This is a genomic window from Burkholderia sp. Bp9016 (genome assembly GCF_003857765.1).
Classification (GTDB): domain Bacteria; phylum Pseudomonadota; class Gammaproteobacteria; order Burkholderiales; family Burkholderiaceae; genus Burkholderia.
Genome location: NZ_QTPY01000007.1, coordinates 1 through 25981 on the forward strand (window position 1 = coordinate 1; position 25981 = coordinate 25981).

Here is a 25981-nt window from a genome sequence, read left to right on the forward strand (position 1 = left end):
CTACTGCCGCATCGTTGGCAACCTCTCTCGACTGCCGCCTAAACTCGCTCGTCAAGACGGGTTGGCTGGTCGCTTACACGTCATCGAACATCTGATGGCGTGCACTGCGGCAAGGATTGGTTCTTCGCAAAATCCCTGCCGCCCCGAATTCCCTGATTATTCTATAAATTCCAATATTTTCAGTTGATTCTATGAAGTGAGCTTACGCTCCTACCTGCAATTTCGCCAATGGTTTGATATATCTATCCTCCATGATTTGTCGAATCTTGGCCTTATGTCGGTCATGTGCAACCTCAAACACCATTTTCCGAGCTTCAAGCCCCGAACGCAACTGGGCCTCACGTGACATACCACTCCACACTCCGCCCTCGTGTTGATGGTAGATACTCATCTCCTGCTTTAGGAACCCAATTTGTCCAAATCTCTCGAAAAAGAAAGCCATTGCTATTTCGTTGAAACGCTCGACAAAAAGACGATCAGGCAATTCTCGGACAACAGCCGTCCTCAACATACAAGACGAGAAATTGGCGATTAGATTCATCAATGGATCAGCCAGAAAATCCTCTCCACCAAGTTTATCTTTGGCGATACCGACTTGCCGATCCAACAGAAACTCCTTACCCGAAGATAATTGTTTCACACGAATCATCGAGAAAACCATCGAACAATCGTTGTTTTTATTCAGAAAATTTTTCTGCTTCTCGAGCTTTTCAGGATCCGTCCAGAGATCGTCTCCTTCGAGAATTGCAATATAATCTCCCGACGCCCTGGCAAAGAGGCGACGAAAATTTTCCGATATTCCAACATTCGCATCCGAGCTCAAATCACGAATAAGCATCGGAAACTTTTTTTGCCAAGATTGAATCTTGGCACGAGTTTCGTCTGTCGACCCATCGGATGAGATGAGGATTTCATGTGTAAAGTTTCCCGTCTGCTCAACAGCGCTGGCAATTGTGGCATCTATATAACCTTCCTGGTTATATGTCGGAATCATGGTTGTGATGCGAGTCATTGGCTGTGTAACCTCTTCATAGTCTGAGCCACCCCTTCCATAGAGCACCCTTCGCCGAGACCGACTTCGGTTATATCTCCGGCCATTGAGACCAGCGCGACCTGATTGTCGTGGTTCTGCCAAAGAGCGAGCCCCAAGGCCCGCTCAAGCCCGTGCTCAATGGCACCATCTCGTGAAAATTCGGCGCTGTAGCCAGCCGAATCACACATATATCGTGCAAGCTCCAAATATATCTGCGGGCGCACCCAGAACATCGTTCCAGCAACAAATGCCCAATTCTTGTCCTGATATTCGCTTAAACCGAGTTCCTTCGCTAGGAACTCCAATCGCTCCAAGCTCGCAGGGATCGAATTGCGCACGCCATGCTTATAGAAGTCAGCACTACAAGCCATTGCAAGATGCTCGTTTGCTCGGAAACGTTCGACAATCTCATCAATCAATTCTGGCGAACCAAGAATAGGAGTGAGAAGGCCACGCCTCCATGCATCGCCCCAGGCCCCCACATCTCGTTTTGTGTGAATCTTTAAGAGAAGTCGGTAATTTTTGAAGGTCGAGATAAGCTCAAGGAAAGGTGCAATATCCGCACCTGTATTAGGGTATTGAAAAATACGAGCATTTGGATAAGCATCGCGCACGGCCTTAAGCACTTCGCTTTCCTTATCGAGCGAGGTGGACACGAACAAATCAAAATCGAATCGAATATTTCTCAGATACTCAATGCATTCCGGCACTCGGTCGGAATGGTAAATATGTAATTGTACTGCGATACGATACGAAGACGAATCAATAATCGTACTATTTCTTACACTCTGAGGGCGAGCACTATTTCTGACACGGTTCAGCAAATCTTGAATTGCTTCTCGAGCGACGTGCTCCTTGTTGGTGATTCGATCCGAGGTCCCGTCATAGTAATCGACGCCGACAAACGGCAGACCAGAAATACGCGTACGTGTAGCAACACGCAGTATTAAATCCCAATCAACCAGTCGCCTTAAGTTTTCATCAAAGCGATACTCTTTGAATTGACCACTCCAGCGCATGAAGAAGCAATTCAAGTCGATAAAGTTTTCATGAACACACGATTCAAAATCAAATTCTGAATAGAGAATAAACTTCGTTTCGTGATCATCTCCGTGAATATTGGCAGCACAGTACCCGGCCGACGATTGCGAAAAATCAGCATGCTTCAGCGCAAATTCGATCATATTACGCTTCCACGTATTATCGGAATCCAGGAAAAAAACCCATTTCCCCTTTGCCAAATCCAGACCTGCATTTCTTGCACTCGAAACACCCTTGCCGCGTGAATTTTTCGTGTAATTGATGCGAGAATCAGAAATTCCGCAAACGATGTTTTGAGTGTCGTCAGTGCTGTGATCATCCACGATGATCAATTCAAAATTCGCGTGGGTCTGCTCAAGTACCGATTTTATTGCAGCCGAAATCATATGCGCCCGATTATATGTTGGCATAATAATCGAGACTTTATCTTCGGAACGCGTATACGGCAGCGCCTCGAGGAATTGCACAGTTTTTGCATGCTGCCCCCAATCCCATTCCTTATTCCGGCGCGTCAGAATCCGCCTGCATTTCTTTCGTTCCTCAACCTGATTGCCATCGCGCACAGGATATATCGTTCGACCCTCGCTCTTCCCACTTTTCAAATAATGCAAAAGTGGCTCGATACCAGCCGCTTTAATATCGCGATGTGATTTCAAATAGCTCGGCGAACAAAATTTCGGAGATGGACTATATCCGAGAAACTGCCCCACCCGCAAATAATGCTCGACGGGATCAATATCAAGAGCTTTAGCGTCGACGTATCGATCGATGTACCACGCCTCATCAAAGAAGTTTGATGATTTGACAAGCGCAATATCCTCTACCGACACAATTTTTTTGAGCAGATGTCGTATCAGCTCTGCACTTACATCGGAACTTGGCTTCGCTTTATCGCCATTCAATAGCGGCAATTTTTCTTTGGTCGTATCAACATGATGAGGTGTTTGCCGCGCCTTCAGACGCGACTCGACCAACTTAATATTTAGATCGATTAATTTAGCCAACTCCGGGGCCGCAGTTTTTGCAGCTTGATAGAGTAATATCGCGCTAGCATAGTCATTTCGCCTCAGCGCCTCCGTCCCTCGACTCCAATAAAAAGCTCTCGCACCCCTCAATCCGTTTCTCATATATTTTCCGTAAAATTCCGATAATAACTAGAAAAGGCGCCAAAAACGGAATTAATCGCATGCTCGCAAGTCTCCGCACCCGCAATGCCAAATTTGTCAACGCCTATCGATGCAGTCAATTTTTCAGAGAGTCCAGCCCCGTCGCCGAAGGAGCCAATCGTATCAACGATGAACCGACATCATTCGTCAATATATCTCGTCCGAATTTGCAATAAATTACAATAGACCCCAGAAAATGGAAGCTCCAAGCGAGCTCGATAAGCGTTGCTCACCGTTCGATGACAAATTTTTGGCATAACGACCCTCAAATATTATTTATATTGAATGCAAAATAGCGAGAACAGCGCGGAGTTACTTCACACCTTCTGGTAGGCGGCAATCCCTTCTTCTACATCATCGAATACCGTTATCCCCCCACCATTCAGAAGCATCACCAAATCGCACAGTTTCCTTACCTGAGCCATGCCATGCGTTACTAAAATCATATTGGCACGACCAACTCTTTTTTTGAATTCTGCCTCTGCCTTTTCCCGAAAGTGCGCATCACCAACTGACATCGCCTCATCGATCATATAATAATCAAAATCGAAAGCCAGACTCATACCGAATCGCAATCTTGAACTCATACCGGAAGAGTAAGTCTTCACCGGCTGATTAAAGTAGTCACCGAGCTCCGCAAAATCCTCGACATAACGAATCACTTTTTTCATCTCTTCTCCCTCGGCCCCAAGAGATCGACAGATGAATTTCACGTTTTGCCTTCCGGTCAGCGAGCCCTGAAACCCACCCCCCAAACCAACCGGCCATGATATTTTCTTGTCCGTAATGATTCGCCCACTATCCGGAATATCCGTTCCGCACAACAAGCGCATCAACGTACTTTTCCCTGCACCATTTTTTCCAATTAGCGCGATATTTCTATCCGGAGGAATAACAAAAGAAAAATCACGGAAGATATATTTTCTCCCTTGCTTTGTCACGTATGACTTAGTCAGCTTTGACAGTTCTATCATTTTACGGATTGGGCGTTCGCATGATTTGACGCATACGTCTATACGCCACCATGACAAAAAAAGTAAGCACCAGAGAAAAGACTAGTGGATAGTTAGAACTCAACCCCTTAGTAACTGGATAATTATCAAAAATTGCGACACGGATGTTTTCAATAACAGCCACGTACGGATTCCAGGCAATCATGAATATCTTATCCGGCGGCAAATTCCAAACAGGAAAAAAAACGCCAGCCGTCAAATAAAGCGGTATAAATGTTAATTTACAAACTCGCGCTGAATTCGGAATTACTCGCGCTATCATGCCGAAAGCAACACCAAGCGAGAAAGACACGAGTGTGCCAACCGCTAAGGCCCAGACACACATCAAAGGATCACTTACCGAAACATCTCGTTGAAGCCAAAATGCTAATGCGAAGCAAATTAAAAAATACGCGCAAGCATATGCACACAGTTCGACCATAAGTCTCGCCACGAATGTATCGAATGGCATTAATTGGCGATATGCAAATAACCCCTGATTAGCCTGCAACGCATCGGTTAATCGCCACGCTATGCTACGCATCATATGAAACGGAACGATTCCGCTTACCATGAACATTATGAAGTCCATGTTTTGCATGGGAGATGCATGGACAAATGCATGGAACACTAGAATTAGCACGAGAATCGCCAACGGCTCCAAGACGACCCACACGAAACCCATTCGCCTCGCACCAAATCGAGTTTGCATTTCTCGCAAAAACAATGCAAACAACACGGAACGAAAAATCTTCCATGATGATCGATTGGCTTTGAATGGAGATTCAAAATCAGACATTAAGTTCCCCATCAATACTGGCTAACATCGCGCCCCAGAAGCAGCACTTGTACGATCGGCGTGATAATTTTTTGCATCTCGTATACTGGAGCATTAGTCACATAGACAGTGTCGTCCGGCTGTATCAAAAACTTCTTTGCTAAGAACATGGAGACAGGTTCCCGCATATCCAGCCGAAATACCTCGGCCTCGGGACTACCATTGTTCACATTATCAACCAGACGGAATACAAATACTCCACTCGGATTGGCAGTGCGTTCGTTCAATCCCCCCACGGATCCCAGTACCTCTAGCAGACTCGGGGTAGCAGAAGGAAAATCATGAAGTCCCGGCTGAGTGACCGCCCCCATGGCGACAAAGCGCTTGCGTGCGCGTGCCAGCACGATTTCGGAATTCGGTGGTACCGAGATGTTGCCGCCTGACAACAAGTCCTGATAGTTATAGCTGAATGCCGATTTTCCGGTACGAAGCGTCACAGTGGTTAGATAGGGCTCCAGTACCGGTCCACCGGCGAGATTAATTGCGTCCAAAATGGTTAAAGGCCCCTGCGACGCAGAGAAGCGACCAGGATTTTTGACAGCGCCAGCGACCAAAACCGAACGAGATAAATCGCCCTGTAATTCAACATGCACCTGTGGCTCAATAGCCCGCCCCTTCAGACCCCGTCGGATGATACTTTCGGTCTGGGCCAGAGTGGCACCACGTACGCTTTCCGTTCCTAGATACGGAAGGGTAATTTTGCCGTTCGCATCTACTCGGACTTGACCAAACACTGTGCCGCCTTGTGCCAATGGTGCAAATAGTGTTTTGTCTACTCCGCTATCGTCTGAAATCATGACCTTCAGGACGTCACCTGGCATAAGGCGCACCTCGGGTTCGTCCGGGCGAGCAACGCGATCCAATAGAGGCGCCTCGGGAGGACGCATATAGTGCTCTATGTTGACAGGCGAAAGCTCGACAAGTTGATACGGATAATCTGGATTTTGGACATTGGTCGGAGAAGCAACGTCGGACATCCGAGGCCCTGCTCCGGATAGCGCGCCACAGCCGCTCAAGAGCAGAATACTACAGAGAAATATAGTACTGCGACCATAATGTGTCGATTTTAAATTACGTGAAATTAATACACTTTTCATAAACATACTTGACACTCTATATTCTTAATCTCGGTGATCATTGACCGTCGCAATGACAAATTGAGTGATGCCATAAATCAGAAGCAATAAAATCAAAGCCGTCAGCAAACTGTATGCTCGACGAGGAAAGAGTGCCTCGTCCGGCATATTAGGACTCACAACAACAACCAAACTTCTTAATTTTTTTGTCGCTTCGATCCGCGCACTCTCCAATGCAGATACCGATGCCTTATAGGCATCTTGTGCTATACCCGCGTTCAGCTCAAGACTTTGATAGTTCGAAGCAATGACGTTTAGTTGATCGTCGGAATTTTTCGCAATCAACTTTCTATTTTCCGCAGAGATTTGCTCTTGAATCGCCTGAATCTGGAATTTTTGTTGGCGAATTTGTGGAGTATCCTCCCTCAGACTCGCCCGTAAAGCGCGCAAAGTGGCTTCCGCCTTGGTCAAATCCGACTGCAACCCTGCTATCACATCATTGCGTGCTACTGCAGCCCGCTGCGCGTCCAGCACGTTATTCGCGCTCTGGAAGTTCAGCATTGCCTTACGCCGAGCCTCATAATTCAGTCGTGAACGCTCTAACTCATCTTCCGCAAAGCTAACCTGCTCCCGCGCCAGTCGATGGGATATTTCATTTACGAAATGATCACTTTCTGAAATAATTACAGATACAACATCGTCTGCAAATTTCCTATCAAAGGCTTGCACGGATATAGTCAACAAGCCAGTTGTAGCATCAAACTGAGCCGTAACCATTCTTTGATAATACTTGAGTAGCTCTTCGCTTGTAGCATTAGGCGACAAATAATATAGAGGATCACTTAATCTTCCAGAATAGTGCTGACTCCAATGCATTTTTTTCTGCAAGATATTGAGCATGTCTTGAGACACGACGTATTCTCTGACATAAAGCGTCTCCGACGAATTACCGCCGGACAGCCCGCCACCTCCCATTAATGCAGCCAAACCCGGTATTGGCGAAGCCTCAGCAGCACTCTCGGATCCAACTTTGTGAACCACCACCTGTGACGAACTCAAATAACGGTCTCGCGCGAGGAAGCCGTAATAAATAGTTGCCACAATCATCGGTGCAACCACCATACCCCAAAATAGCCGATACTTTTTAATGTTACTGATTATCATCTTTACAGTTCTATATATTTCAAATCGAGTCTAAAATTTCTTTTCGACCAACGCAAACGAGCACATTCTCCGCTCCCCCAGCAACCCAAGGACGAAACACGTTCGGCATAGCCGCCGGCATAAAATCCGCCTGCAAATAATTTAAATTTGGGTTGTAAAAAGGATCATGGTGCATGACGTGTTGCCAGCGCTTGCGCATGTATTGAACTTCAGATCTAAACCGACGCTGCTGCGCAGGCACTTCATCTTTTCCACGAGAAACCGATTCGTGGTGATACAACATCGCATGCGGGGTCCACACTACACGGAACCCCTCATCCCGCACACGAAGGCAGTAATCCACGTCATTGAACGCGACCTTTAAGTCACGTTCATTCAATCCGCCTATACGTTGGTACAAAGATTTCCGCGTCAGTAAACATGCGGCTGTAACTGCCGACAAGTCCTGCGCAACCAATGCCCTACCCGTATAGCCCGGCTCGTCCCGTCCTATCCCACTATGCAAATGATTCGCACATCCGCCGGGTCCCACCGTATCACCGGCGTGCTGCACGGTATCGTTTCCGTAAAGCAGCTTGGCCCCGATGGCTCCGACATTGCCATTCAGCAACATACCAACCATCTCGGCGAGCCACCCCGGCGAAATCACCTCCGTGTCGTTGTTGAGCAGACACACCAACTCGCCCTTCGCCTCAGCGATCGCCATGTTGTTGATGCGCGAGTAATTGAACGGCTCATCAAACGGCAACACCCGAACATTGGCTACCTGCTTCAAGCTCTGCAGATAAGCCAGTGTGTCGGGTTCGATGCTCTGATTATCAACAACGAGGATTTCATACGGCCCATAGCGCGTCTTTTCCAGCACGCTGGAGATACAACGGTGCAGGTGCCCCAACTGATCGCGCGTAGGAATGACGATGCTGACCAACGGTGCCGGCTCCGCTACCGAATAACGCACCCGACAACGGCCCGGCCCCGTGCTCTCGACTTCCGCAGGCACGCCCATGCGCCGCAGGTGCGCGGCCACCGCACGAACCGTCCCTACGCCATCATCCTGCTCATCCCGAGGGGTCATATGCCAGAGCGGCGCGGGCACGTGAACCATCGGCGAGCCGAGTTCACTCAGAGCCAACAGCAAGGCGTGCATCACGTTGGCATCTGTCACACCCTCGCCAAGTGCTTGCAAGCGATCTGCATACCGGCCGTTCCAGACAAAGGCGTCGCCAATATAGTTAGTGGAACGCAACAGTTCGGGAGACCAATCCGGCTTGAAAACGGGATCACACAGTTGGCCGTCAACACCGACGACGTCGTGATCGGCATAAGCCACAGCGGCATCGGGTGTCTTGATGACAGCATCCGCGAGGCAAAACAGCGCCTGCTCCGAGAGCGTCGCTCCAGCGCGGATAACGAGGTGCCAGGAATTCTCGGCGACCGGCGTCGAAATCAACCTGGTTAAATCATCCGAGAAGTCGTCTCGCACCTCGACTGCAAAGTGCCGATATGTTTGCGCCTGCAAACTGGCCTGCGTCGCATCGATATCAGCCTGCGTAGTTTGCCGGCTCACCCACAGCGAAATATTAAATATTGGTGAATATTGCCAACGCTTCACTCGACGAGCCATCAACGCCCGGTCCGCAGGGGTAATAGCATAGAACTCCTGATACCACCCTGCGTAACCTTCGCGATACACGTTCGCGCGAAAACGACACGCCACGTCGTATGCGTGATCAAGATCGCGGAAAAGAGTGACTGGTGTAAGTCCTGCGCGGACGCAACGCTGCAGCGGTTGCTTGTACAGCGTGTTCGCCGCCCGCCAGAACTGCCGCAAGCGGTACTCTGCGGCACTCAGGCGGCGATGCCGAAGGAATCGAACGTGAACAGGGCTTGCATCGCTGTCCATGACCAAATGGACAGTCCGCACGGCTGCGGCAGTCTTGACCAATTCCTGGATATGGCCCTTACTGCTAATTAAGACTTTTAACGCGTGCGTGCGATCATCATGCATCGTCAGCACGACAGTCGCTACGCAAGCCTTGACATTACCTACCACCTGGCCCTCTACAAGCCAGGCCGTGGCAGCACGCCAATTCTCCTTATGAACGATTTTAGCCGCCACTTCTTCACTACCTGTCTTAATCATGACGCAACTTGGGATCCGCGATTATAATTCACGGCCAGAGGAAGACTAGAAAAACCTAGAAGTATCAAACATGCGCCGATCCATACTATTTCTCCAGGGGCCTCCCTCGCTTTTCTGGCGTCAGTTAAGCGACCACTTCGATGCCGCGCTCGTGCGCACGCATCGGATCAACCTTTCCCTGGGGGACTGGGCGTACTGGCGCAAACCGGGTGCGGTCAACTATCGAGGCCGTTTTAGCCGCTGGGCGGATTTCCTGCGCGACTATCTGGTACGCCACGAGATCACCGACATCATGTACTTTGCCGACCGCCTGCCCTACCACGCGGTCGCGCGCGAAGTCGCCGAGTCGCTCGGCATTCGCACGTACTCGATCGAATTCGGCTACTTGCGCCCCGACTGGCTCACCCTCGAGCGTGGCGGCATGGGCACGCTGTCACACTTCCCCACCGACCCGAAGGCGATCCGCGCAATTGCCCGCCGTGTCGGACCATTCAAGCCGGACACCAAGCATTATTCGCACAGTTTCGGGCAGGAAGCGTTCAACGAGGTGCTTTATAACCTCCTGACCTCGCTCGTGCCATATTTTTTCCCGCTCTATCGCACCGACAAGTATTACCTGCCATTACTGGACTATCTGCGCTGGCTGCCGCGCATGGTCGGCCAGCGCCTGAACGAGCCCGCGCGGGTCGCCGCCGCCGACGTATTGCGCCACTCGGGCGCTCGTTACTGGATGCTCGCGCTCCAGATGCAGGCCGATTACCAGCTGCGCGCCAATTCCGCTTATAGCGATCAGCGGCAAGTGATCGAGGAAGTCATTGCGTCGTTCGCGCAGCATGCTCCGCAGGACGGCTCACTGATCATCAAGCTGCATCCGCTCGACAATGGCATGGAGCGCTGGGAAAAATTCGTCGCGCGCACGGCAAAACGCTACGACGTGGCGTCGCGCGTCATTGCCGTGACGGACTGCGATCTCAAGCGCACGATCAAGCACAGCAAGGGTGTCATTGCGGTGAATTCCACCGTGGGCCTGCATGCGTTGCGCGCCAATTGCCCCGTGAAAGTGCTCGGCATGGCGATGTACGACATTGCGGGGCTCACACACCAGGGTTCGCTGGAAACGTTCTGGACCACGCCCGAGCGCGTCAACAAGCCGTTGCTCAACGACTTCGTGGCGGCGATTGCCGCCACCGTCCAGATTCACGGCTCGTTCTACAACCGTGCGGGCCGCGATGCAGCGTGCGTCGAAATCGTGCGCCGCGTGATGAAAGACGAGGTGAACGGCCACGGCGCCTTTGTCGATCCGCCGCCGCGCCTCGATCGCGCGCTGCGGTCAAACGTTCCGATCTTCGATTCGTTGAAAGGCAGCGGCATCGAGCCGGCCGGTACGCGCCCGGTCGCTAAGCCTCCCGAAACAGCCGTGCAACCCAGTGTCGCCAACGTGGCACCCGCGGCGTAGCACGCCATTCGACGAGTTCCTGCAGCGCACGCTCCGGCGTGGTGAAGCGTCTTGTCGTTCGGCTGACATACGTGGGATACAGAATCAGCGCGGCGGCAACGAGTTCGTCCAGCGTCAGCGCACGGTTGCGCCGCTGACGCACCGGCTCGGTCAATCCCGCATCGTGCGACACTCCCCAGCCCGCATAGAACGGCTGCCCATAGGTCACCACCTTCACGCCGCGCAACAGCGCTTCGAATCCGGCCAGCGACGTCAGCACATGGACTTCGTCCACGCTGCCGAGCAACTGGTGAAACGACACCGAGCCAATCGTCTCGTCGCACCACTGCGCCGCGTCGTCCTCCCCTCGCCCCACCTTGCGCAGGCCGGCCATCACGTCCGGGTGCGGCTTGTACAGCAGATACGCATCGGGATTGGCGGCACGCACAGCCTGCAACAGATCCATATTGCCGCGAATGCCGGACGCACCGAAGCGGATCGACGCATCGGTCTCCACCTGTCCAGGCACAAGAATCACGCGCCTGCCCTCCGGACGAACCCAGTTCGCGTGTCCGCCGAGGTTGTATTTGGTAATGCCCGCGTCGCAAATGGCCTGACGCAGGACCGCCGCGCGCTGGAGCAGTTCGGGCGCGAACACGGTTTGCGCGAGCAGCGTTTCCAGCTGCGAAGGCCGTGTGGCGTCGTAATAGATGCCGACGTCGTCCTGCACCCACGACAGCGGACGAGTCAGATCGGCCCCGAGGCCGACGGAGCGCACGAAGCCATCCTCGACGCGGATGACCTTTTGCGTTGCGGGTAGCGCGGGCGCGAGCCGGTCGTCGAGCTTGCGCCCCCATGTGGCAACGGCGCGGTCGATCGCCCTCGGCACACGCCAGCGAAAGCGAACGGCACTGCCGCCGAAGAATTGACGCACGTAGTCCTTCTTCCAGCCGGAAAAGCCGAGCGCATCGATGTCGACGGGGAATCGCTGTCGCATCCGGCGCTGCAGCGCCAGCCATGCCAGCACGGTTTCGACCTCGCAACGCTTGCCGGTTTCCGGATCGACATAGCGGCAGTAATCGATCAGCGCCGCGTGAACGAGTTGTTCCAGCGTGGCCGCACCGCGTCGCGCGGGCGCCGGCAGCGCGTCCCGCGTCAGCCCCCAGCCCGCATAGAACGGCATGCCGAAGACACGCACCGGCAATCCCCACATCAGCGCCTCGAAGCCGAGTTGCGACGTGACGGTATACACCTCGTGCACCAGCGGCAGCAGGCTGGCCGGATGCACGTTGTCGTCCAGCACCTGCACGCGCGGCATCGCGCGCACCGCGTCGAGATCGAAGTGGCCGTGCTTGCGGCCGGACACGACGTCAGGATGGACCTTGAGCAGGATCGTGCGATCGGGATGCTCGTGCAGTGCGGCCGTCAGCATCCGGTGGAAGCTGGCGGCATCGGCGAGACCGCAGGAAATCGATGCATCGCCGCGCGTCTGGTCCACGACCAATACACAACCATCGGGCAATGCCCTTCCCAGATCGCGACTATGGTTGTATTTGGACACGCGGCCATCCCGCCATGCCGCGGCCAGTGCGCGAGCCCGCACGATCTGGTCGTCGCGCAGCGGCTGCGCAATCAGCGACTCGAGCCGCGACGGCTGGCTCGCATCGAGATAAAGCCCGACATCGTCGAAAATGATCGCGAGCGGCGGATCGTCCTTGCCGAGTCCGACGGAGCGCAAAAAGCCGTCCTCGATGTGATAGACGGCGAGACCGTGCTTCTGCGCATAGCGCTGCGCAGCCAGCGCGCTCGGACGGCGCCCCCAGGCGAGCACGCCCGCGCCGGCGACCGGTTGGCCGACCGACCGGTAGTGCAGTTGAAAATCGTCGAGCAGCGCGGCGAGCGTCGGGATGCGGTGCACGCCCGGCGCCTGCGTATAGATAGTCGGCAGCGAACCCGCCAACGCATCGGGCCGCGCCTGTCCGGTGACTTCGCCCCGGGCGACGGAAAAATCAGTCAAAGACACGAGCCTCGACAAATATGGCCGCAAGCACCCGCGCGATCCGGCAATTGCCGAAAGCGGAGGGTTTTGCCGCGAAGCCGGAATAATGGAATATCGGTGTGCTCATGGGGTTCTTCATGTCGAGCGGCAGTCGCGCGTCGGTTCACTCAACCCGACGGCGGCGGCAGCGACGCTCATCGTGAACGCAATTCACGCGATCGTCGCGCATTTCCTCACGCCGCTGACGCAATCGCATTGTACTTGTCCACGGTTCGCCTCTACCCGGCCGGCTCGTGGCCGGTATTTTAACGGGCTGCCGCTCGAAGCCGCGGAAAATCCGGTTTATTCGCTCGGAAGCTGCCTTCGCGCCGCTGGCCGGCCCGTGGAGACACGCACGGCAGCCGCGTCACGCGTCGCGCATCAACGCCGCGGCTTTACGGATTTAAATCGTTACGACGATGACCCCATATAAATTTGACGTCGTCGGTAACGCACACACAATCAAATGTCTTTAGAATCCCCGAATCACCGAGAGATCAAAGTCGCCGCTCATGTCGAGACCGATTCCGCATGAGCTGCGACGACGCGCACCGACCAACCACACGTATTTAATATCCTGATGTTGCGCAGGCTCCTATACCGAAAATCGGCGCACGGCCCGTCTCACCTCCGTCACAACACGGCGGTGCAGCGCTGGCTGGTTTTGCATCAAGGCGAAAATCCGTCCACGGATTATTACGTGCTCCCGCGCCTGCAGGAGCTCGGGTTGCCGGTCGTCTACAAGAACCTGGACAGCGCAGTTCCGGAGCCGGGCGATCTCGCGCCGGGGACGGCGGTCATCATCATCCGCTATCTGAATGCGCGATGGGCGCGGGCGCTGCGCATTCATCGCGTGCAACTGGCACGCATCGTCTATTTCATGGACGACGACTTGCTGCATCCGCGGTCATGGAACGGCTTGCCGCGGCCGTACGTGAAAAAACTCCGCAAGTACTGCCATGCGCATACCGCGGACATCCGCTACCTTGCGACGGAATACTGGTTTTCCACGCAGGCGCTGCGCGATCGCTATCCGGAACGCGCCGCCACCCTCGTGACGCCGCGCGCGCTGCCTGAGGATGCGCGCACGCAGCGGGTGCGCAACGCATCGGCGGAGTCGCCGATCCTCGTGTTCTATCACGGGAGCGCCGCGCACGAAGCCGAAATTTCGTGGCTGCAGCCGATCATGGCGCAAGTGCTCGCGCGCTGTTCGAACGTCCATTTCGAGCTGATCGGCTCGCACGCGGTGAACGTGCTGTATCGCGGCCTGCCGCGCACACGGGTCGTGCATCCGATGGACTGGGCCAACTACCGCGGCCATTGCCGCCTGCTGGACGGCCATATCGGCCTCGCCCCGCTGCTGCCGTCGGAATTCAACGCCGCCCGCGCGCATGTGAAGGCCTACGACATCGCCCGCTGCCGGGCCGTGGGGCTGTATGCCGCCGTCGGCCCGTATCACGAGGTGATCCGGCACGACGAGAACGGCCTGCTGCTCGACAACGATCCGCAAAGCTGGGTGGAAGCGCTATGCGCGCTGGCCGGCGACCCGGCCCGCCTCCATGCGCTGCGCGTGGCCGCACAGGCACTGCTGCAGCGGCCGACCGCTCAGCCGATCGGGATCATCCACACCGCGCCCGAGCAAATCACGCTTACTCGTAACCCAGCCGGCTCAGGAACCAGCCGGACACGGCCGGATGTAGTCCTGCCAGCAGGAAACACCCGAGATTCAGCGGGAATGGAAAGCTGATTCGCGCACGATTGGTACTCAGGCCGAGCCGGATCACGCGCGCCGCCTTCGGCGCTTTCCACAGAAACGGCTTCGGGCCCGGCATATCGAAGCACATCTGCGACTCCACATAGCCGGGCATGATCACGTTGACCTTCACGCCTTCGGCCGCCAGCCCGTCGCGCATCGCCTCTCCGTACGCCTTCACCGCAGCCTTGCTCGCGCTGTAGCTCGGCGTCTCGGGCAATCCGCGCCATGCGGCGAGGGAACTGATCAGCGCGATCTGGCCGCCGCGGCGCGCGCGCATCGCGGGCATCGCTGCATGAGCGGTTGCCATGCTGGCCTTGACGTTCACGTCCAGCAGACGGTGCATGTCGTCCCACTCTTCGCCTTGATGCCCGGGCCCGGTGTTGATATTGACCCCGGCATTGGCGATCACGAGATCGGGCGCCTCGGTCTCGCTCATTTCGCTGACCCAGTTGCGCAACGTATCGTGGTCGCGCACGTCGAATGCGGCCGTGATGACGCGCGCGCCGAGCGCCGTGCACGCATCGCTCACTTGCTGCAGCAGCGCGGTCTTGCGGCCGTGCAGAATCAGCACCGCCGTGCCGGCTCGCGCATATTCCTGCGCCAGCGCTGAACCGATGCCGCCCGTGGCGCCCGTAATCAGCACGCAGCGCGGAACCCCGTTTTTTTGTGTCGCCATGATCGAGAAATAGGGCTTGGGATAGTGATAATTTCGGCAGCATTATCCGATATGCACCACTGAACGCGCGCACCGTTCATAGAATATTTTGCCCAAACGCCCACTCGACAATCGCGAAATCCGGGCTTTTTCGCGCCCGGCCTTTAACACTCTTTCATCATCGAGCGCCTTCTCTTCGGTTATAACCATCCGTCGAAAAGCCGCCAGCCGGCCCCTTTCCATTTAGGAGCTCCCATGCTGAACCTGGAAACCGCCCAGCAATTCCTGATGACCCGCGGCCTCGACTTCGGCCTGAACCTCCTCGCCGCGATCGTATTGTGGTTCGTCGGCCGGTGGGCGATCCGCATCGGCACCCGTCTGCTCGGCAAGGTCGTGCGCCGCAGCGGCAAGGTCGACCCGACGCTCACCGACTACCTGACCTCGGTCGTCGGCGTGCTGCTGACGATCCTGCTGATCCTCGCGATCCTGCAGATCTTCGGCGTGCAGACCACGTCGTTCGCCGCGCTGCTCGCCGGTCTCGGTCTAGCGATCGGCACCGCCTGGGGCGGCCTGCTCGCCCACTTCGCGGCCGGCGTGTTCATGCAGGTGCTGCGCCCGTTCAAGATCGGCGACGTGATCAGCGCGGGCGGCGTCACCGGCACGGTGAAGGAACTCGGCCTGTTCGGCACGACGATCATCACCGCCGACAATGTCGTGACGATCGTCGGCAACAACAAGATCTTCTCGGACAACATCGCGAACTACAGCGCGACGCCGCACCGCCGGGTCGACCTGACCGCGAAGATCGCGAACGGCGTCGATGCGGCCGATGCGATCGACCGCCTGAAGACGCAGATCCAGTCGATCCCGAACGTGATGAAAGTGCCGGCCCCGGACGTCGGCGTGCTGCAATTCACGCCGGAGGGCCCGCTGCTGTTCGTTCGCCCGTCGACGCAGCCGGAGAACTACTGGCAGGTGTACTGCGATACCAACCGCGTGATACTCGAGACGTTCCGCGACGCGCAATACCCGACGCCCGAAACGCCGATCTCGCACCGCAACGCGTGACGGCACCGCCCGCCGGCAATTGCCGGAATCGCGAGGACGAAAAAAAAGCGTGGCAACCGCCACGCTTTTTTATTGCGCCGAAGACCGACGGGAAATACGCCGCCTCAGCGGCCGCCCGTCTTCTGCGTACCGCCCGATTGGCGCCCGCGCACCATCTTCCACAGCCCGCCGAGCACGACCGGCACGATCGCCGCGCCGATCCCCGCCAGCACGATCACGTTCAGGTACTGACGGATGAACGGGATATTGCCGAAGAAGTAGCCGAGCAGCACCAGCAGCAGCACCCAGAACACCGCGCCGAGCACGTTGAACAGCTGGAAGCGCGCGGCGCTCATCGACGACGCCCCCGCGACGAACGGCGCGAACGTGCGCACGACAGGAATGAAGCGCGCGAGCACGATGGTCTTGCCGCCGTGCCTGTCGTAGAACGAGTGGGTTTTCTGCAACGCGGCGCGATCGAGGAAGCGCTCGAGCACCGGGATATGGGTATTGAACACCTTCGGCCCGATCCAGCGGCCGATCAGGTAGTTCACGGTATTGCCGGAAATCGCCGCGACCAGCAGCAGCACGATCAGCGCGCCAACGTTCATGTCGCCCGTCGCCGCGAACGCGCCGCCGATGAACAGCAGCGAATCGCCGGGCAGGAAAGGCAACACGACGAGCCCGGTCTCGCAGAACACGATCAGGAACAACACCAGATACACCCATGCGCCGTACTGCCGGATGAAATCGCCGAGGAACGCGTCGATGTGCAGGACCAGATTGACGAAATGAAGCAGCGTATCCAAATGCGATTCCTCGAAGGCGAAAGGGCCGGAACGGCCGGAAAAAGCGGAAAGTGCCCGCCGCGCAAGGCGGCGCGCAAAACGGAGTCATCATACCGAAACTACCTTAAGGCTCCGTGAAAAAACGTAACCGTCGGCCACGCCGGCACGCATCCGCCGCCTCGCTATAATTCGGCCATGTCCGAAATCACCGAAACGGCAGCGGGCGCCGCGCCCGCCCCTGCTCCGCGCCCGCTGCGCGCGATCCAGCCCCTGCCCGACCAGCTGATCAGCCAGATCGCCGCGGGCGAGGTCGTCGAACGCCCGGCATCGGTCGTCAAGGAGCTGCTCGAGAACGCGATGGACGCCGGCGCGACGACACTGCGCATCGTCCTCGAAGAAGGCGGCGTCAAGCGCATCTCGATCACCGACGACGGCTGCGGGATTCCGCCCGACGAGCTGCCGCTCGCATTGATGCGCCACGCGACCAGCAAGATCCGCTCGCTCGAAGAGCTCGAAGCGGTCGCCACGCTGGGTTTTCGCGGGGAAGCGCTCGCGTCGATCGCATCCGTCGCCGAGATGTCGATCACGAGCCGCACGGCCGACGTCGCGCACGCGATGAAGATCGATGCGACCACCGGCGCGCTGTCGCCGGCGGCCGGCGCGGTCGGCACGACGATCGAGGTGCGCGAGCTGTACTTCAACACGCCCGCGCGCCGCAAATTCCTGAAAAGCGAGCAGACCGAGTTCGGCCACTGCCTCGAAATGATCCGCCGCGCGGCGCTCGCGCGGCCGGACGTCGCAATCTCGGTGCTGCACAACGGCAAGGCCGTCGAGCACTGGAACGCGACCGAGCCCGCACAGCGGGTCGCGAAGATCCTCGGCGACAGCTTCGCCACCGCGCACCTGCCGCTCGACGAGCAGGCCGGGCCGCTCGCCGTCTACGGCTGCGCGGGCCTGCCGACCGCGAGCCGCGGCCGCGCCGACCAGCAGTATTTCTTCGTCAACGGCCGCTTCGTGCGCGACAAGCTGCTCACGCACGCGGTGCGCGCAGCCTACGAGGACGTCCTGCATGGCGACCGCTACCCGTCGTACGTGCTGTTCCTCGACCTGCCGCCCGAAGCCGTCGACGTGAACGTGCACCCGTCGAAGATCGAAGTGCGGTTCCGCGATTCGCGCTCGATTCACCAATACGTATTCCACGCGGTGCAGCGCGCACTGGCCCGCCATGCGGGCGCGTCGCCGGAAACCACCGCGGGCGGCCATGCCGCGCATCTCGAACCGGCCCCCGCCGGCCCCGCGTCGTTCCTGAATACGCCGCTCGGCCAGGGCGCAGCCACCGGCACGGGCGGCAGCGGCTTCTCGTCGTCGTCATCGTCGGCGGGCAACACGTGGATGCGCCAGGCTCGCATGACACAGGGCACGCTGCCCGTCGCGCAGCCGCTCGCGCTCTACGATGCACTGTTCGGCCGCAAGGATACCGGCGCGGGCACGCCGGACGGCACGACCGGCGTCGCGCACGATTCGACAGGCGCGCCGGCCGCGCCGCTGCCGGGCTTCGCCGCATCGCCGATCGCCGCCAGCCCGCATGACGAGCAGCCGCTCGGCTTCGCACTCGGCCAGATCCACGGCATCTACGTGCTCGCACAGAATGCGCACGGCCTCGTGATCGTCGACATGCACGCGGCCCACGAGCGAATCCTGTACGAACAGTTCAAGAATGCGCTCGCCGACCGTTCGGTGGCCGTGCAGTCGCTGCTGCTGCCGATATCGATGACGGCGACGCCGGTCGAGATCGGCACGGTCGAGGAAGAGCGCGACACGCTCGAATCGCTCGGTTTCGACCTCGCGGTGCTGTCGCCGACGACGCTCGCGATCCGTGCGGTGCCCGCGCTGCTGAAGGATGCGGACCTGCAGTCGCTCGCGCGCGCGGTGCTCGCCGATCTACACGCATTCGGCGGCTCGCGCGTACTCACCGAGCGCCAGCACGAACTGCTCGGCACGCTCGCCTGCCACCACGCGGTGCGCGCGAACCGGCGCCTGACGCTCGACGAGATGAACGCGCTGCTGCGCCAGATGGAAGCGACCGAACGCGCGGACCAGTGCAATCACGGCCGGCCAACGTGGTATCAGCTCACGCTGAACGATCTCGACCGCCTCTTCATGCGCGGGCAATGAACGCTTCGCCACGGACCCAACCGACGACGATCGCCTGCCTGCTCGGCCCCACCGCATCGGGCAAGACGGCCGCGGCGCTGGCGCTCGCCGCGCGTCGCCCGATCGAGATCGTCAGCGTCGATTCGGCGCTCGTCTACCGCGACATGGATATCGGCACCGCGAAACCGACGCGCGACGAGCGCGCGAGCGTGCCGCACCATCTGATCGACATCATCGACCCGGCCGACGCGTATTCGGCGGCCAGCTTCCGAGCGGACACGCTGCGCCTGCTCGGCGAGATCGCCGCGCGCGGCCGCACGCCGCTGCTCGCGGGCGGCACGATGCTGTACTACAAGGCGCTGACGCAGGGACTCAACGACCTGCCGACCGCCGATGCAGCGGTGCGCGCGGAACTCGATGCCGAGGCCGCGCGCGATGGCTGGCCGGCGCTTCATGCGCGGCTCGCGCAGGTCGACCCCGCGACGGCCGCGCGCCTCGCACCGAACGATTCACAGCGGATCCAGCGCGCACTCGAAGTGTTCATGCTGAGCGGGCAGCCGATGTCGGCGCTGCTCGCCGCGCCCCGCCCCGTGGACGATGCGGCCGCGGCTTACCGCTTCGTGCCGGTCGCGCTCGAACCGTCGGACCGCGCCGTGCTGCACGCACGCATCGCACAACGCTTCGACGCGATGCTCGAAGCGGGCTTCATCGACGAAGTCGAACGGCTGCGCCGCCGCGAGGATCTCCATCTGGGCCTGCCGTCGATGCGCTGCGTCGGCTACCGGCAGGCGTGGGAATTCCTCGATGGCGACACCGACTATCGAACCATGCGCGACAAGGGCATTTTCGCGACACGCCAGCTGTGCAAACGGCAGATCACGTGGCTGCGTGCGATGCCCGAGCGGGTCGTGGTCGACTGCGTCGCGCCGGACGCGACGGCACACGCGCTGGATGCGCTCGAACGCGTGCTGGACGGCCGCGCAACAACCTGACACACGCGCGGATCGCTACCCCGCAAGCGACGCCCGAAAAAAAACCGCCCGGATCGACTCCGGGCGGCTTGCGTTGCGGCGCTATCGTTGCGTGCGGCGCGTCAGACCACGACCGTCTGCGCCTCGCCTTCGCGGCTCGCACGCACGGTGCCGATCTTCCACACCTGTTCGCCGGCGGCCGTCAGGTCGGCGATCGCTGCGTCGGCATCGGCCGCCGCGACGATCACGGCCATCCCGATCCCGCAGTTGAACACGCGGTGCATTTCCGCGTCGGCGACGCCGCCGTGCTCCTGCAGCCACTTGAACAGCGGCGGCAGCGGCCATGCGTTCTGGTCCAGCTCGGCGGTGAGGCCTTCGCGCAGCACGCGCGGAATGTTCTCGACGAGGCCGCCACCGGTGATGTGCGCCATGCCCTTGACCGGCAGCTTCTGCATCAGCGCGAGCAGCGGCTTCACGTAGATGCGCGTGGGCGCCATCAGCGTGTCGGCCAGCGAGCGGCCGTGGAAATCGGCGGACAGATCCGGGTTCGCGCGCTCGATGATCTTGCGCACGAGCGAGAAGCCGTTCGAGTGGATGCCGCTCGATGCGAGGCCGAGCACCACGTCGCCTTCGGCGATCGCGCTGCCGTCGATGATCTTGCTCTTCTCGACCGCGCCGACCGCGAAACCGGCCAGGTCGTATTCGCCGTCCGGGTACATGCCCGGCATTTCGGCCGTTTCACCGCCGATCAGCGCGCAGCCCGACAGTTCGCAGCCGTGCGCGATGCCCTTGACGACCGTTGCGGCCGTGTCGACGTCGAGCTTGCCGCACGCGAAGTAGTCGAGGAAGAACAGCGGCTCGGCGCCCTGCACGAGGATGTCGTTCACGCTCATCGCGACGAGATCCTGGCCGACGGTGTCGTGTTTGTTCAGATGAAAGGCGAGCTTGAGCTTGGTGCCGACGCCGTCGGTGCCCGACACGAGCACGGGCTCCTTGTACTTCTTCGGCACTTCGAACAGCGCGCCGAACCCGCCGATGCCGCCGAGCACGCCGTCGCGCAGGGTTTTCTTCGCAAAAGGCTTGATCTTGTCGATGAGCGCGTCGCCTGCGTCGATGTCGACGCCTGCGTCACGGTAGGACAGACCCTGAGCGTCGGGAGCGGATTTCGGAGGATTCATGGGGGAATGCGAGAAGGTCGGTAAAATGCGATTTTACCCGAAGCCGGCCCGTTGGCCGGAATTCCCAGCACCGAATCGTCAGGGATTGCATCTTGGTCGACACGTCCCCGTTTTCAACGCTACGCGAGCCGCGCCGAAACCCGCGTGCCGCCGTGCGTGCGGCCGCGCGTGCAAACCCCGGAACGGCATCCCCGCGCGCGTGCCCGGCGTACGGCACGCGTTTTTTCAACCGACCCGCATTGTGACTGTTGTGTCCCGTCAACTGACGCTCGATCTCGGCACGCCGCCGCCCGCCACGTTCGACAACTTCATCATGAATGAGGAGAACGACGAGCTCGTCTCGCGGCTTCAGAAGCTCGACCTCGCGCTCGCGGCGGGGCCCGTGCCGGATCGATCGTTCTACATCTGGGGCGAGCCCGGCAGCGGCCGCACCCACCTGTTGCAGGCGCTCGTGAGCGACGCGTCGTACGGCTACGCGCGCTATCTGACGCCGCAAAGCCCGCTCGGCGCGTTCACGTTCGACCCGCGCATCGGCATCTACGCGATCGACGACTGCGACCGGATGAGCGACGCGCAGCAGGTCGCGCTGTTCAACCTGTTCAACGAGGTCCGCGCACACCCGTCGAGCGCGTTCGTCGCGGCAGGCCCCGCGGCGCCGCTCGCGCTCGACGTGCGCGAGGACCTGCGCACGCGCCTGGGCTGGGGGCTCGTGTTCCACCTGTCGCCGCCGTCGGACGCCGGCAAGATCGCCGTGCTCAAGCTCGCGGCGAAGGAGCGCGGCATCGCGCTCACCGACGACATCGCCGCCTATCTGCTCACCCATTTCCGCCGCGACATGCCGAGCCTGATGGCGCTGCTCGACGCGCTCGACCGCTTCTCGCTCGAGCAGAAACGCGCCGTCACGCTGCCGCTGCTGCGCCGGATGCTGGCCCGTCCCGGCGACGACATCGCACCGCCGGGCACAGGCCCGAACCGCTTCGAGTAAAATGCGCTTCCATGACTAATCTGGCACTCTTTGACCTCGATCACACGCTGATCCCGACCGATAGCGACCACGAATGGGGCCGCTTCATGGTGAAGCTCGGCATCGTCGACGCGGAAAGCTTCTCGCGTCAGAACGATCAGTTCTTCGCCGACTACAAGGCCGGCCAGCTCGACATCCATGCGTACCTGTGCGCGATGCTCACGCCGCTCGCGAAGTATTCGCGCGCGCAGCTCGCCGAATGGCACGAGCAGTACATGCATGAAGTGATCCGGCCCGCAATGACGCCCGCCGCGCTCGAGCTCGTGCGCAAGCACATCGACGCTGGCGACCTCTGCTGCGTCGTGACCGCGACCAACGAATTCATCACGCGTCCGATCGCCGCCGCATTCGGCGTCGACACGCTGATCGCATGCGAGGTAGAAACGACCGACGGACATCCCGATTCGCCGTACACTGGCCGGCCCACGGGCACGCCGAGCTACCGCGAAGGCAAGATCGTGCGCACCGAAGCGTGGCTCGCGTCGCTCGGCAAGCACTGGGGCGACTTCGAACACAGCTACTTCTACAGCGACTCGCACAACGACATCCCGTTGCTCGAGAAAGTCACCGACCCGATCGCGACCAACCCCGACGACACGCTGCGCGCGCATGCAAGCGACCGCGGCTGGCGCATCCTCGATCTCTTCTGAACGTCGTGATCAAAAAATTCATCCGCAAGCTGCTCGGCCAGGACGGCACCGAACAAACGTCGCCCGCCGTGGCCCCCGCCGACGAAACGGCTCCTGCTGCACGCCCCGCGAAGGGTCATCGCGGCAGCGCCGCGAAGAAGCCGCGCAGCAATCACGAACCGACCGTCGTGCCGGCCAGCGTGCATGGCATCGACCCGTCGCTGATCTCGAAGAACGCCGTGCGCGTGACCGACACGCTGCAACAGGCGGGCTTTCGCGCATTCATCGTCGGTGGCGCCGTCCGCGACCTGCTGCTCGGCATCGCACCGAAGGATTTCGACGTCGCGACCGACGCGACGCCGACCGAGGTGCAGCGCCTGTTCCGCCGCGCGCGCCTGATCGGCCGCCGCTTCCAGATCGTCCACGTGCAGTTCGGCCAGGAACTGATCGAGGTGTCGACATTCCGCGCGCTGGTCGACGCGCCGCCCGAGGCGGCCGCGAGCGAGCCGCCGAAGCGGCTCAAGCGCGACGAGCTCGACCGCCGCACGCATGCGGTGGACGCGAGCGGCCGCGTGCTGCGCGACAACGTATGGGGTGAACAGCACGAAGACGCCGCACGCCGCGACTTCACGATCAACGCGATGTACTACGACCCGTCGACGCAGACGGTGCTCGACTATCACGACGGGATGGCCGACATGCGCGCCCGTCTGCTGCGGATGATCGGCGATCCGGCCACGCGCTTTCGCGAGGATCCGGTGCGCATGCTGCGCGTCGTGCGTTTCGCTGCGAAGCTCGGCTTCGAGATCGAGCCGCACACGCGCGAGCCGATCAACGCGCTCGCCGACCTGATCAACAACGTGCCGGCCGCGCGCCTGTTCGACGAAATGCTGAAGCTGCTGCTGTCGGGCCACGCGCTCGCGTGCCTGCAGCGACTGCGCAAGGAAGGGCTGCACCACGGGCTGCTGCCGCTCCTCGACGTCGTACTCGAACAGCCGCAGGGCGAGAAATTCATCACGCTCGCGCTGAACAACACCGACGCGCGCGTGCGTGCCGGCAAGCCAGTGTCGCCGGGCTTCCTGTTCGCGACGCTGCTGTGGCACGACATGCGCCAGCGCTTCGAGCAATACACGGCCGAAGGCGAAATCCCCGTGCCGGCGCTCCATCGCGCGATGGACGACGTGCTCGACATGCAGACCGAGAAACTCGCGATCCACAAGCGCTACTCGGCCGACATGCGCGAGATCTGGGGCCTGCAGTTGCGCCTCGAAAAACGCTCGGGCCGCAGCGCGATGCGGCTGCTGGAACACCAAAGGTTTAGAGCGGGGTATGATTTCCTCCTGTTACGCTGCGAATCCGGCGAGCTCGAAACCGAAGTCGGACAGTGGTGGACGGATTTCATCGAAGGCGACGCAGCCGCGCGCGAGGCACTCCTCACGCAGGGCGGCTCGAAGGAAAAATCGCCCCGCAAGCGGCGCCGCCGCGGCGGCGCGCGAAACCGCCAGCAGGACGAAGGCGCAGCCGAGCAGGCGCCGGACACCGCAGGCGGTTCCGACGACTGACGCGCTCGCCGGCGAACGACGTAGGAAGTGATGCCATGACGGTTGCATATATCGGACTGGGGGCGAATCTCGGCGATGCGCGCCAGACCCTGAAGGACGCGGTGGTGTGCCTTGCGCAGCAGCGCACCATCTCGATCCTCGGCAAATCGAGCCTGTATCGCACGGCGCCCTTCGAAGCGGGCGGCGACGATTACTACAACTGCGTCGTCAAGCTCGACACGACGCTGTCGGCTCGGGAGCTGCTCGCGCTCTGCCAGAAGATCGAGCATCACTTCGGGCGCGAGCGCCCGTATCGCAACGCGCCGCGCACGCTGGACCTCGACATCCTGCTGTTCGGCGCCGATTCGATCGACGAACCCGACCTGATCGTCCCGCACCCGCGCCTCACCGATCGCGCATTTGCACTCGTGCCGCTCGTCGAGATCGAGCCGGCGCTCGACATCCCCGCGCGTGGCCGCGCCGACGCGTATCTCGCCGCCGTCGCGGACCAGCGCGTCGAGAAGGTGCAGACCTGTCAATGCCTGATGCAGAAGGCCCTTGCCGCCGGCGCGGACGCCGACAAGAACCCCTGCCGATGAACCCGACTCCGCTGACCGTCACCGCGCCCGACCTGCGCGCCCCGCATCGCTACCTCGTGATCGAAGGCCCGATCGGCGTCGGCAAGACGACGCTCGCGCGCCTGCTCGCCGAGCGCTGGTCGATGCAGACGCTGCTCGAACGCCCGCAGGACAACCCGTTTCTCGAGCGCTTCTATCGCGACACCGCGCGCTACGCGCTGCCCGTGCAACTGTCGTTCGCGCTGCAGCGCGCGCAGCAGGCGCGCGAGCTGATCGGTGCGCTCGAAACCGGCCGCCCCGTCATCGCCGACTTCATGCCGCAGAAGAACGACATCTTCGCGCGTCTGAACCTGCCGGAAGACGAATGGCAGTTGTACCGATCGATCGCGACGCACGTCGACGTGCCGCAGGCAAGCGCGCCCGATCTCGTCGTCTACTTGCAGGCAAGCCCCGAGGTGCTGTTCTCGCGTATCCAGAAGCGCGGGCTGCCGATGGAACTGCAGATCAGCGATGCGTACCTGCGCTCGCTCGTCGACGCGTACAACGAATTCTTCTATCACTACGACCGCACGCCGGTGCTGACGGTCGCGGCCGAACACCTGAACCCGCTGGATTCCCCCGAAGACCTCGCCCTGCTGATCGAGCGCATCGACACGATGCGCGGCCGCAAGGAATTCTTCGTCAAGGGCGAGACGACGCGCTGACGCGTCCTCGCCTGTCGTTTTTCACCTATC

23 protein-coding genes are annotated in these 25981 nt (G+C 59.6%); 12 read left to right on the plus strand and 11 right to left on the minus strand.

Going from position 1 to position 25981, the window contains the following annotated elements; translation table 11 throughout:
* A partial coding sequence (locus DIE13_RS33140; protein ID WP_221622211.1) for a hypothetical protein occupies window positions 1–187 on the plus strand: 187 nt, incomplete at its 5' end.
* Window positions 188–202: 15 nt separating this feature from the next.
* Here the strand turns inward: DIE13_RS33140 and DIE13_RS10295 are convergent.
* From DIE13_RS10295 to DIE13_RS10325, 7 genes are all read right to left on the minus strand, one after another.
* The gene (locus tag DIE13_RS10295) at window positions 203–1012 is read right to left on the minus strand and encodes a glycosyltransferase (RefSeq protein WP_124827048.1); all 810 of its coding nucleotides are present in this window, start codon (window positions 1010–1012) and stop codon (window positions 203–205) included.
* Entirely contained in the window at window positions 1009–3201 is a 2193-nt protein-coding gene (locus tag DIE13_RS10300) for a glycosyltransferase (protein WP_124827049.1), read from the minus strand. The genes DIE13_RS10295 and DIE13_RS10300 overlap by 4 nt, the downstream gene beginning before the upstream one ends.
* Window positions 3202–3557: 356 nt before the next feature.
* Window positions 3558–4181, minus strand: a complete 624-nt coding sequence (locus tag DIE13_RS10305) for an ABC transporter ATP-binding protein (RefSeq protein ID WP_311768321.1) — start codon at window positions 4179–4181, stop codon at window positions 3558–3560.
* A 34-nt stretch (window positions 4182–4215) separates the two neighbouring features.
* Window positions 4216–5031, minus strand: coding sequence for an ABC transporter permease (locus tag DIE13_RS10310; protein WP_124827051.1), 816 nt, complete (start codon window positions 5029–5031; stop codon window positions 4216–4218).
* An 11-nt stretch (window positions 5032–5042) separates the two neighbouring features.
* Window positions 5043–6047 (minus strand): polysaccharide biosynthesis/export family protein, encoded by a 1005-nt coding sequence (locus DIE13_RS10315; RefSeq protein ID WP_244107588.1) that lies wholly within the window; start codon window positions 6045–6047, stop codon window positions 5043–5045.
* A 144-nt stretch (window positions 6048–6191) separates the two neighbouring features.
* Window positions 6192–7310 carry an ABC transporter permease gene (locus tag DIE13_RS10320; protein WP_124827053.1) on the minus strand — a complete coding sequence of 373 codons (1119 nt, stop codon included), beginning with the start codon at window positions 7308–7310 and terminating at the stop codon, window positions 6192–6194.
* Window positions 7311–7329: 19 nt separating this feature from the next.
* The gene (locus DIE13_RS10325) at window positions 7330–9453 is read right to left on the minus strand and encodes a glycosyltransferase family 2 protein (RefSeq protein WP_260435049.1); all 2124 of its coding nucleotides are present in this window, start codon (window positions 9451–9453) and stop codon (window positions 7330–7332) included.
* A gap of 70 nt (window positions 9454–9523) precedes the next feature.
* On the opposite strand from DIE13_RS10325, the gene DIE13_RS10330 reads away from it, so the two are divergent.
* Window positions 9524–10909 (plus strand): capsule biosynthesis protein, encoded by a 1386-nt coding sequence (locus tag DIE13_RS10330; RefSeq protein ID WP_124827054.1) that lies wholly within the window; start codon window positions 9524–9526, stop codon window positions 10907–10909.
* On the opposite strand, the gene DIE13_RS10335 is transcribed toward DIE13_RS10330, so the two are convergent.
* Window positions 10851–12905: a capsular polysaccharide biosynthesis protein gene (locus tag DIE13_RS10335; protein ID WP_233409943.1), complete on the minus strand. Its 2055-nt coding sequence runs from the start codon at window positions 12903–12905 to the stop codon at window positions 10851–10853. The two genes, DIE13_RS10330 and DIE13_RS10335, sit on opposite strands and share 59 nt — an antisense overlap.
* On the opposite strand from DIE13_RS10335, the gene DIE13_RS10340 reads away from it, so the two are divergent.
* Both DIE13_RS10340 and DIE13_RS10345 read left to right on the plus strand, forming a co-directional pair.
* Entirely contained in the window at window positions 12871–13359 is a 489-nt protein-coding gene (locus DIE13_RS10340; RefSeq protein ID WP_124827055.1) for a hypothetical protein, read from the plus strand. The genes DIE13_RS10335 and DIE13_RS10340 overlap by 35 nt on opposite strands.
* A gap of 213 nt (window positions 13360–13572) precedes the next feature.
* Window positions 13573–14673 (plus strand): hypothetical protein, encoded by a 1101-nt coding sequence (locus tag DIE13_RS10345; protein ID WP_233409942.1) that lies wholly within the window; start codon window positions 13573–13575, stop codon window positions 14671–14673.
* On the opposite strand, the gene DIE13_RS10350 is transcribed toward DIE13_RS10345, so the two are convergent.
* The gene (locus tag DIE13_RS10350; protein WP_124827057.1) at window positions 14576–15358 is read right to left on the minus strand and encodes an SDR family NAD(P)-dependent oxidoreductase; all 783 of its coding nucleotides are present in this window, start codon (window positions 15356–15358) and stop codon (window positions 14576–14578) included. The genes DIE13_RS10345 and DIE13_RS10350 overlap by 98 nt on opposite strands.
* A gap of 234 nt (window positions 15359–15592) precedes the next feature.
* Between DIE13_RS10350 and DIE13_RS10355 the strand changes: the two genes are divergently transcribed.
* Entirely contained in the window at window positions 15593–16405 is an 813-nt protein-coding gene (locus DIE13_RS10355; protein ID WP_124827058.1) for a mechanosensitive ion channel family protein, read from the plus strand.
* A 104-nt stretch (window positions 16406–16509) separates the two neighbouring features.
* Here DIE13_RS10355 and DIE13_RS10360 read toward each other — a convergent pair whose 3' ends face one another.
* Window positions 16510–17193, minus strand: coding sequence for a DedA family protein (locus DIE13_RS10360; protein ID WP_124827059.1), 684 nt, complete (start codon window positions 17191–17193; stop codon window positions 16510–16512).
* A 174-nt stretch (window positions 17194–17367) separates the two neighbouring features.
* Between DIE13_RS10360 and mutL the strand changes: the two genes are divergently transcribed.
* A complete protein-coding gene (gene mutL, locus DIE13_RS10365) occupies window positions 17368–19347 on the plus strand; it encodes a DNA mismatch repair endonuclease MutL (protein ID WP_124827060.1) in 1980 nt (659 codons plus the stop codon).
* Window positions 19344–20318: a tRNA (adenosine(37)-N6)-dimethylallyltransferase MiaA gene (miaA, locus tag DIE13_RS10370; protein WP_124827061.1), complete on the plus strand. Its 975-nt coding sequence runs from the start codon at window positions 19344–19346 to the stop codon at window positions 20316–20318. The genes mutL and miaA overlap by 4 nt, the downstream gene beginning before the upstream one ends.
* A gap of 101 nt (window positions 20319–20419) precedes the next feature.
* Here the strand turns inward: miaA and purM are convergent, their stop codons facing one another.
* Entirely contained in the window at window positions 20420–21475 is a 1056-nt protein-coding gene (gene purM / locus DIE13_RS10375; RefSeq protein WP_124827062.1) for a phosphoribosylformylglycinamidine cyclo-ligase, read from the minus strand.
* Between the two features lie 250 nt (window positions 21476–21725).
* Between purM and hda the strand changes: the two genes are divergently transcribed.
* The 5 genes from hda to DIE13_RS10400 are packed head-to-tail and all read left to right on the plus strand — an operon-like array spanning window position 21726 to window position 25951.
* The gene (hda, locus tag DIE13_RS10380; protein ID WP_216360933.1) at window positions 21726–22460 is read left to right on the plus strand and encodes a DnaA regulatory inactivator Hda; all 735 of its coding nucleotides are present in this window, start codon (window positions 21726–21728) and stop codon (window positions 22458–22460) included.
* Between the two features lie 11 nt (window positions 22461–22471).
* Entirely contained in the window at window positions 22472–23149 is a 678-nt protein-coding gene (locus DIE13_RS10385; protein ID WP_124827063.1) for an HAD family phosphatase, read from the plus strand.
* Window positions 23150–23154: 5 nt separating this feature from the next.
* Window positions 23155–24690 (plus strand): polynucleotide adenylyltransferase PcnB, encoded by a 1536-nt coding sequence (gene pcnB / locus DIE13_RS10390; protein ID WP_124827064.1) that lies wholly within the window; start codon window positions 23155–23157, stop codon window positions 24688–24690.
* 35 nt (window positions 24691–24725) lie between these two features.
* Window positions 24726–25268, plus strand: a complete 543-nt coding sequence (folK, locus tag DIE13_RS10395; protein WP_098549683.1) for a 2-amino-4-hydroxy-6-hydroxymethyldihydropteridine diphosphokinase — start codon at window positions 24726–24728, stop codon at window positions 25266–25268.
* Window positions 25265–25951: a deoxynucleoside kinase gene (locus tag DIE13_RS10400; RefSeq protein ID WP_124827065.1), complete on the plus strand. Its 687-nt coding sequence runs from the start codon at window positions 25265–25267 to the stop codon at window positions 25949–25951. The genes folK and DIE13_RS10400 overlap by 4 nt, the downstream gene beginning before the upstream one ends.
* The last annotated feature ends 30 nt before the right edge of the window (window positions 25952–25981 follow it).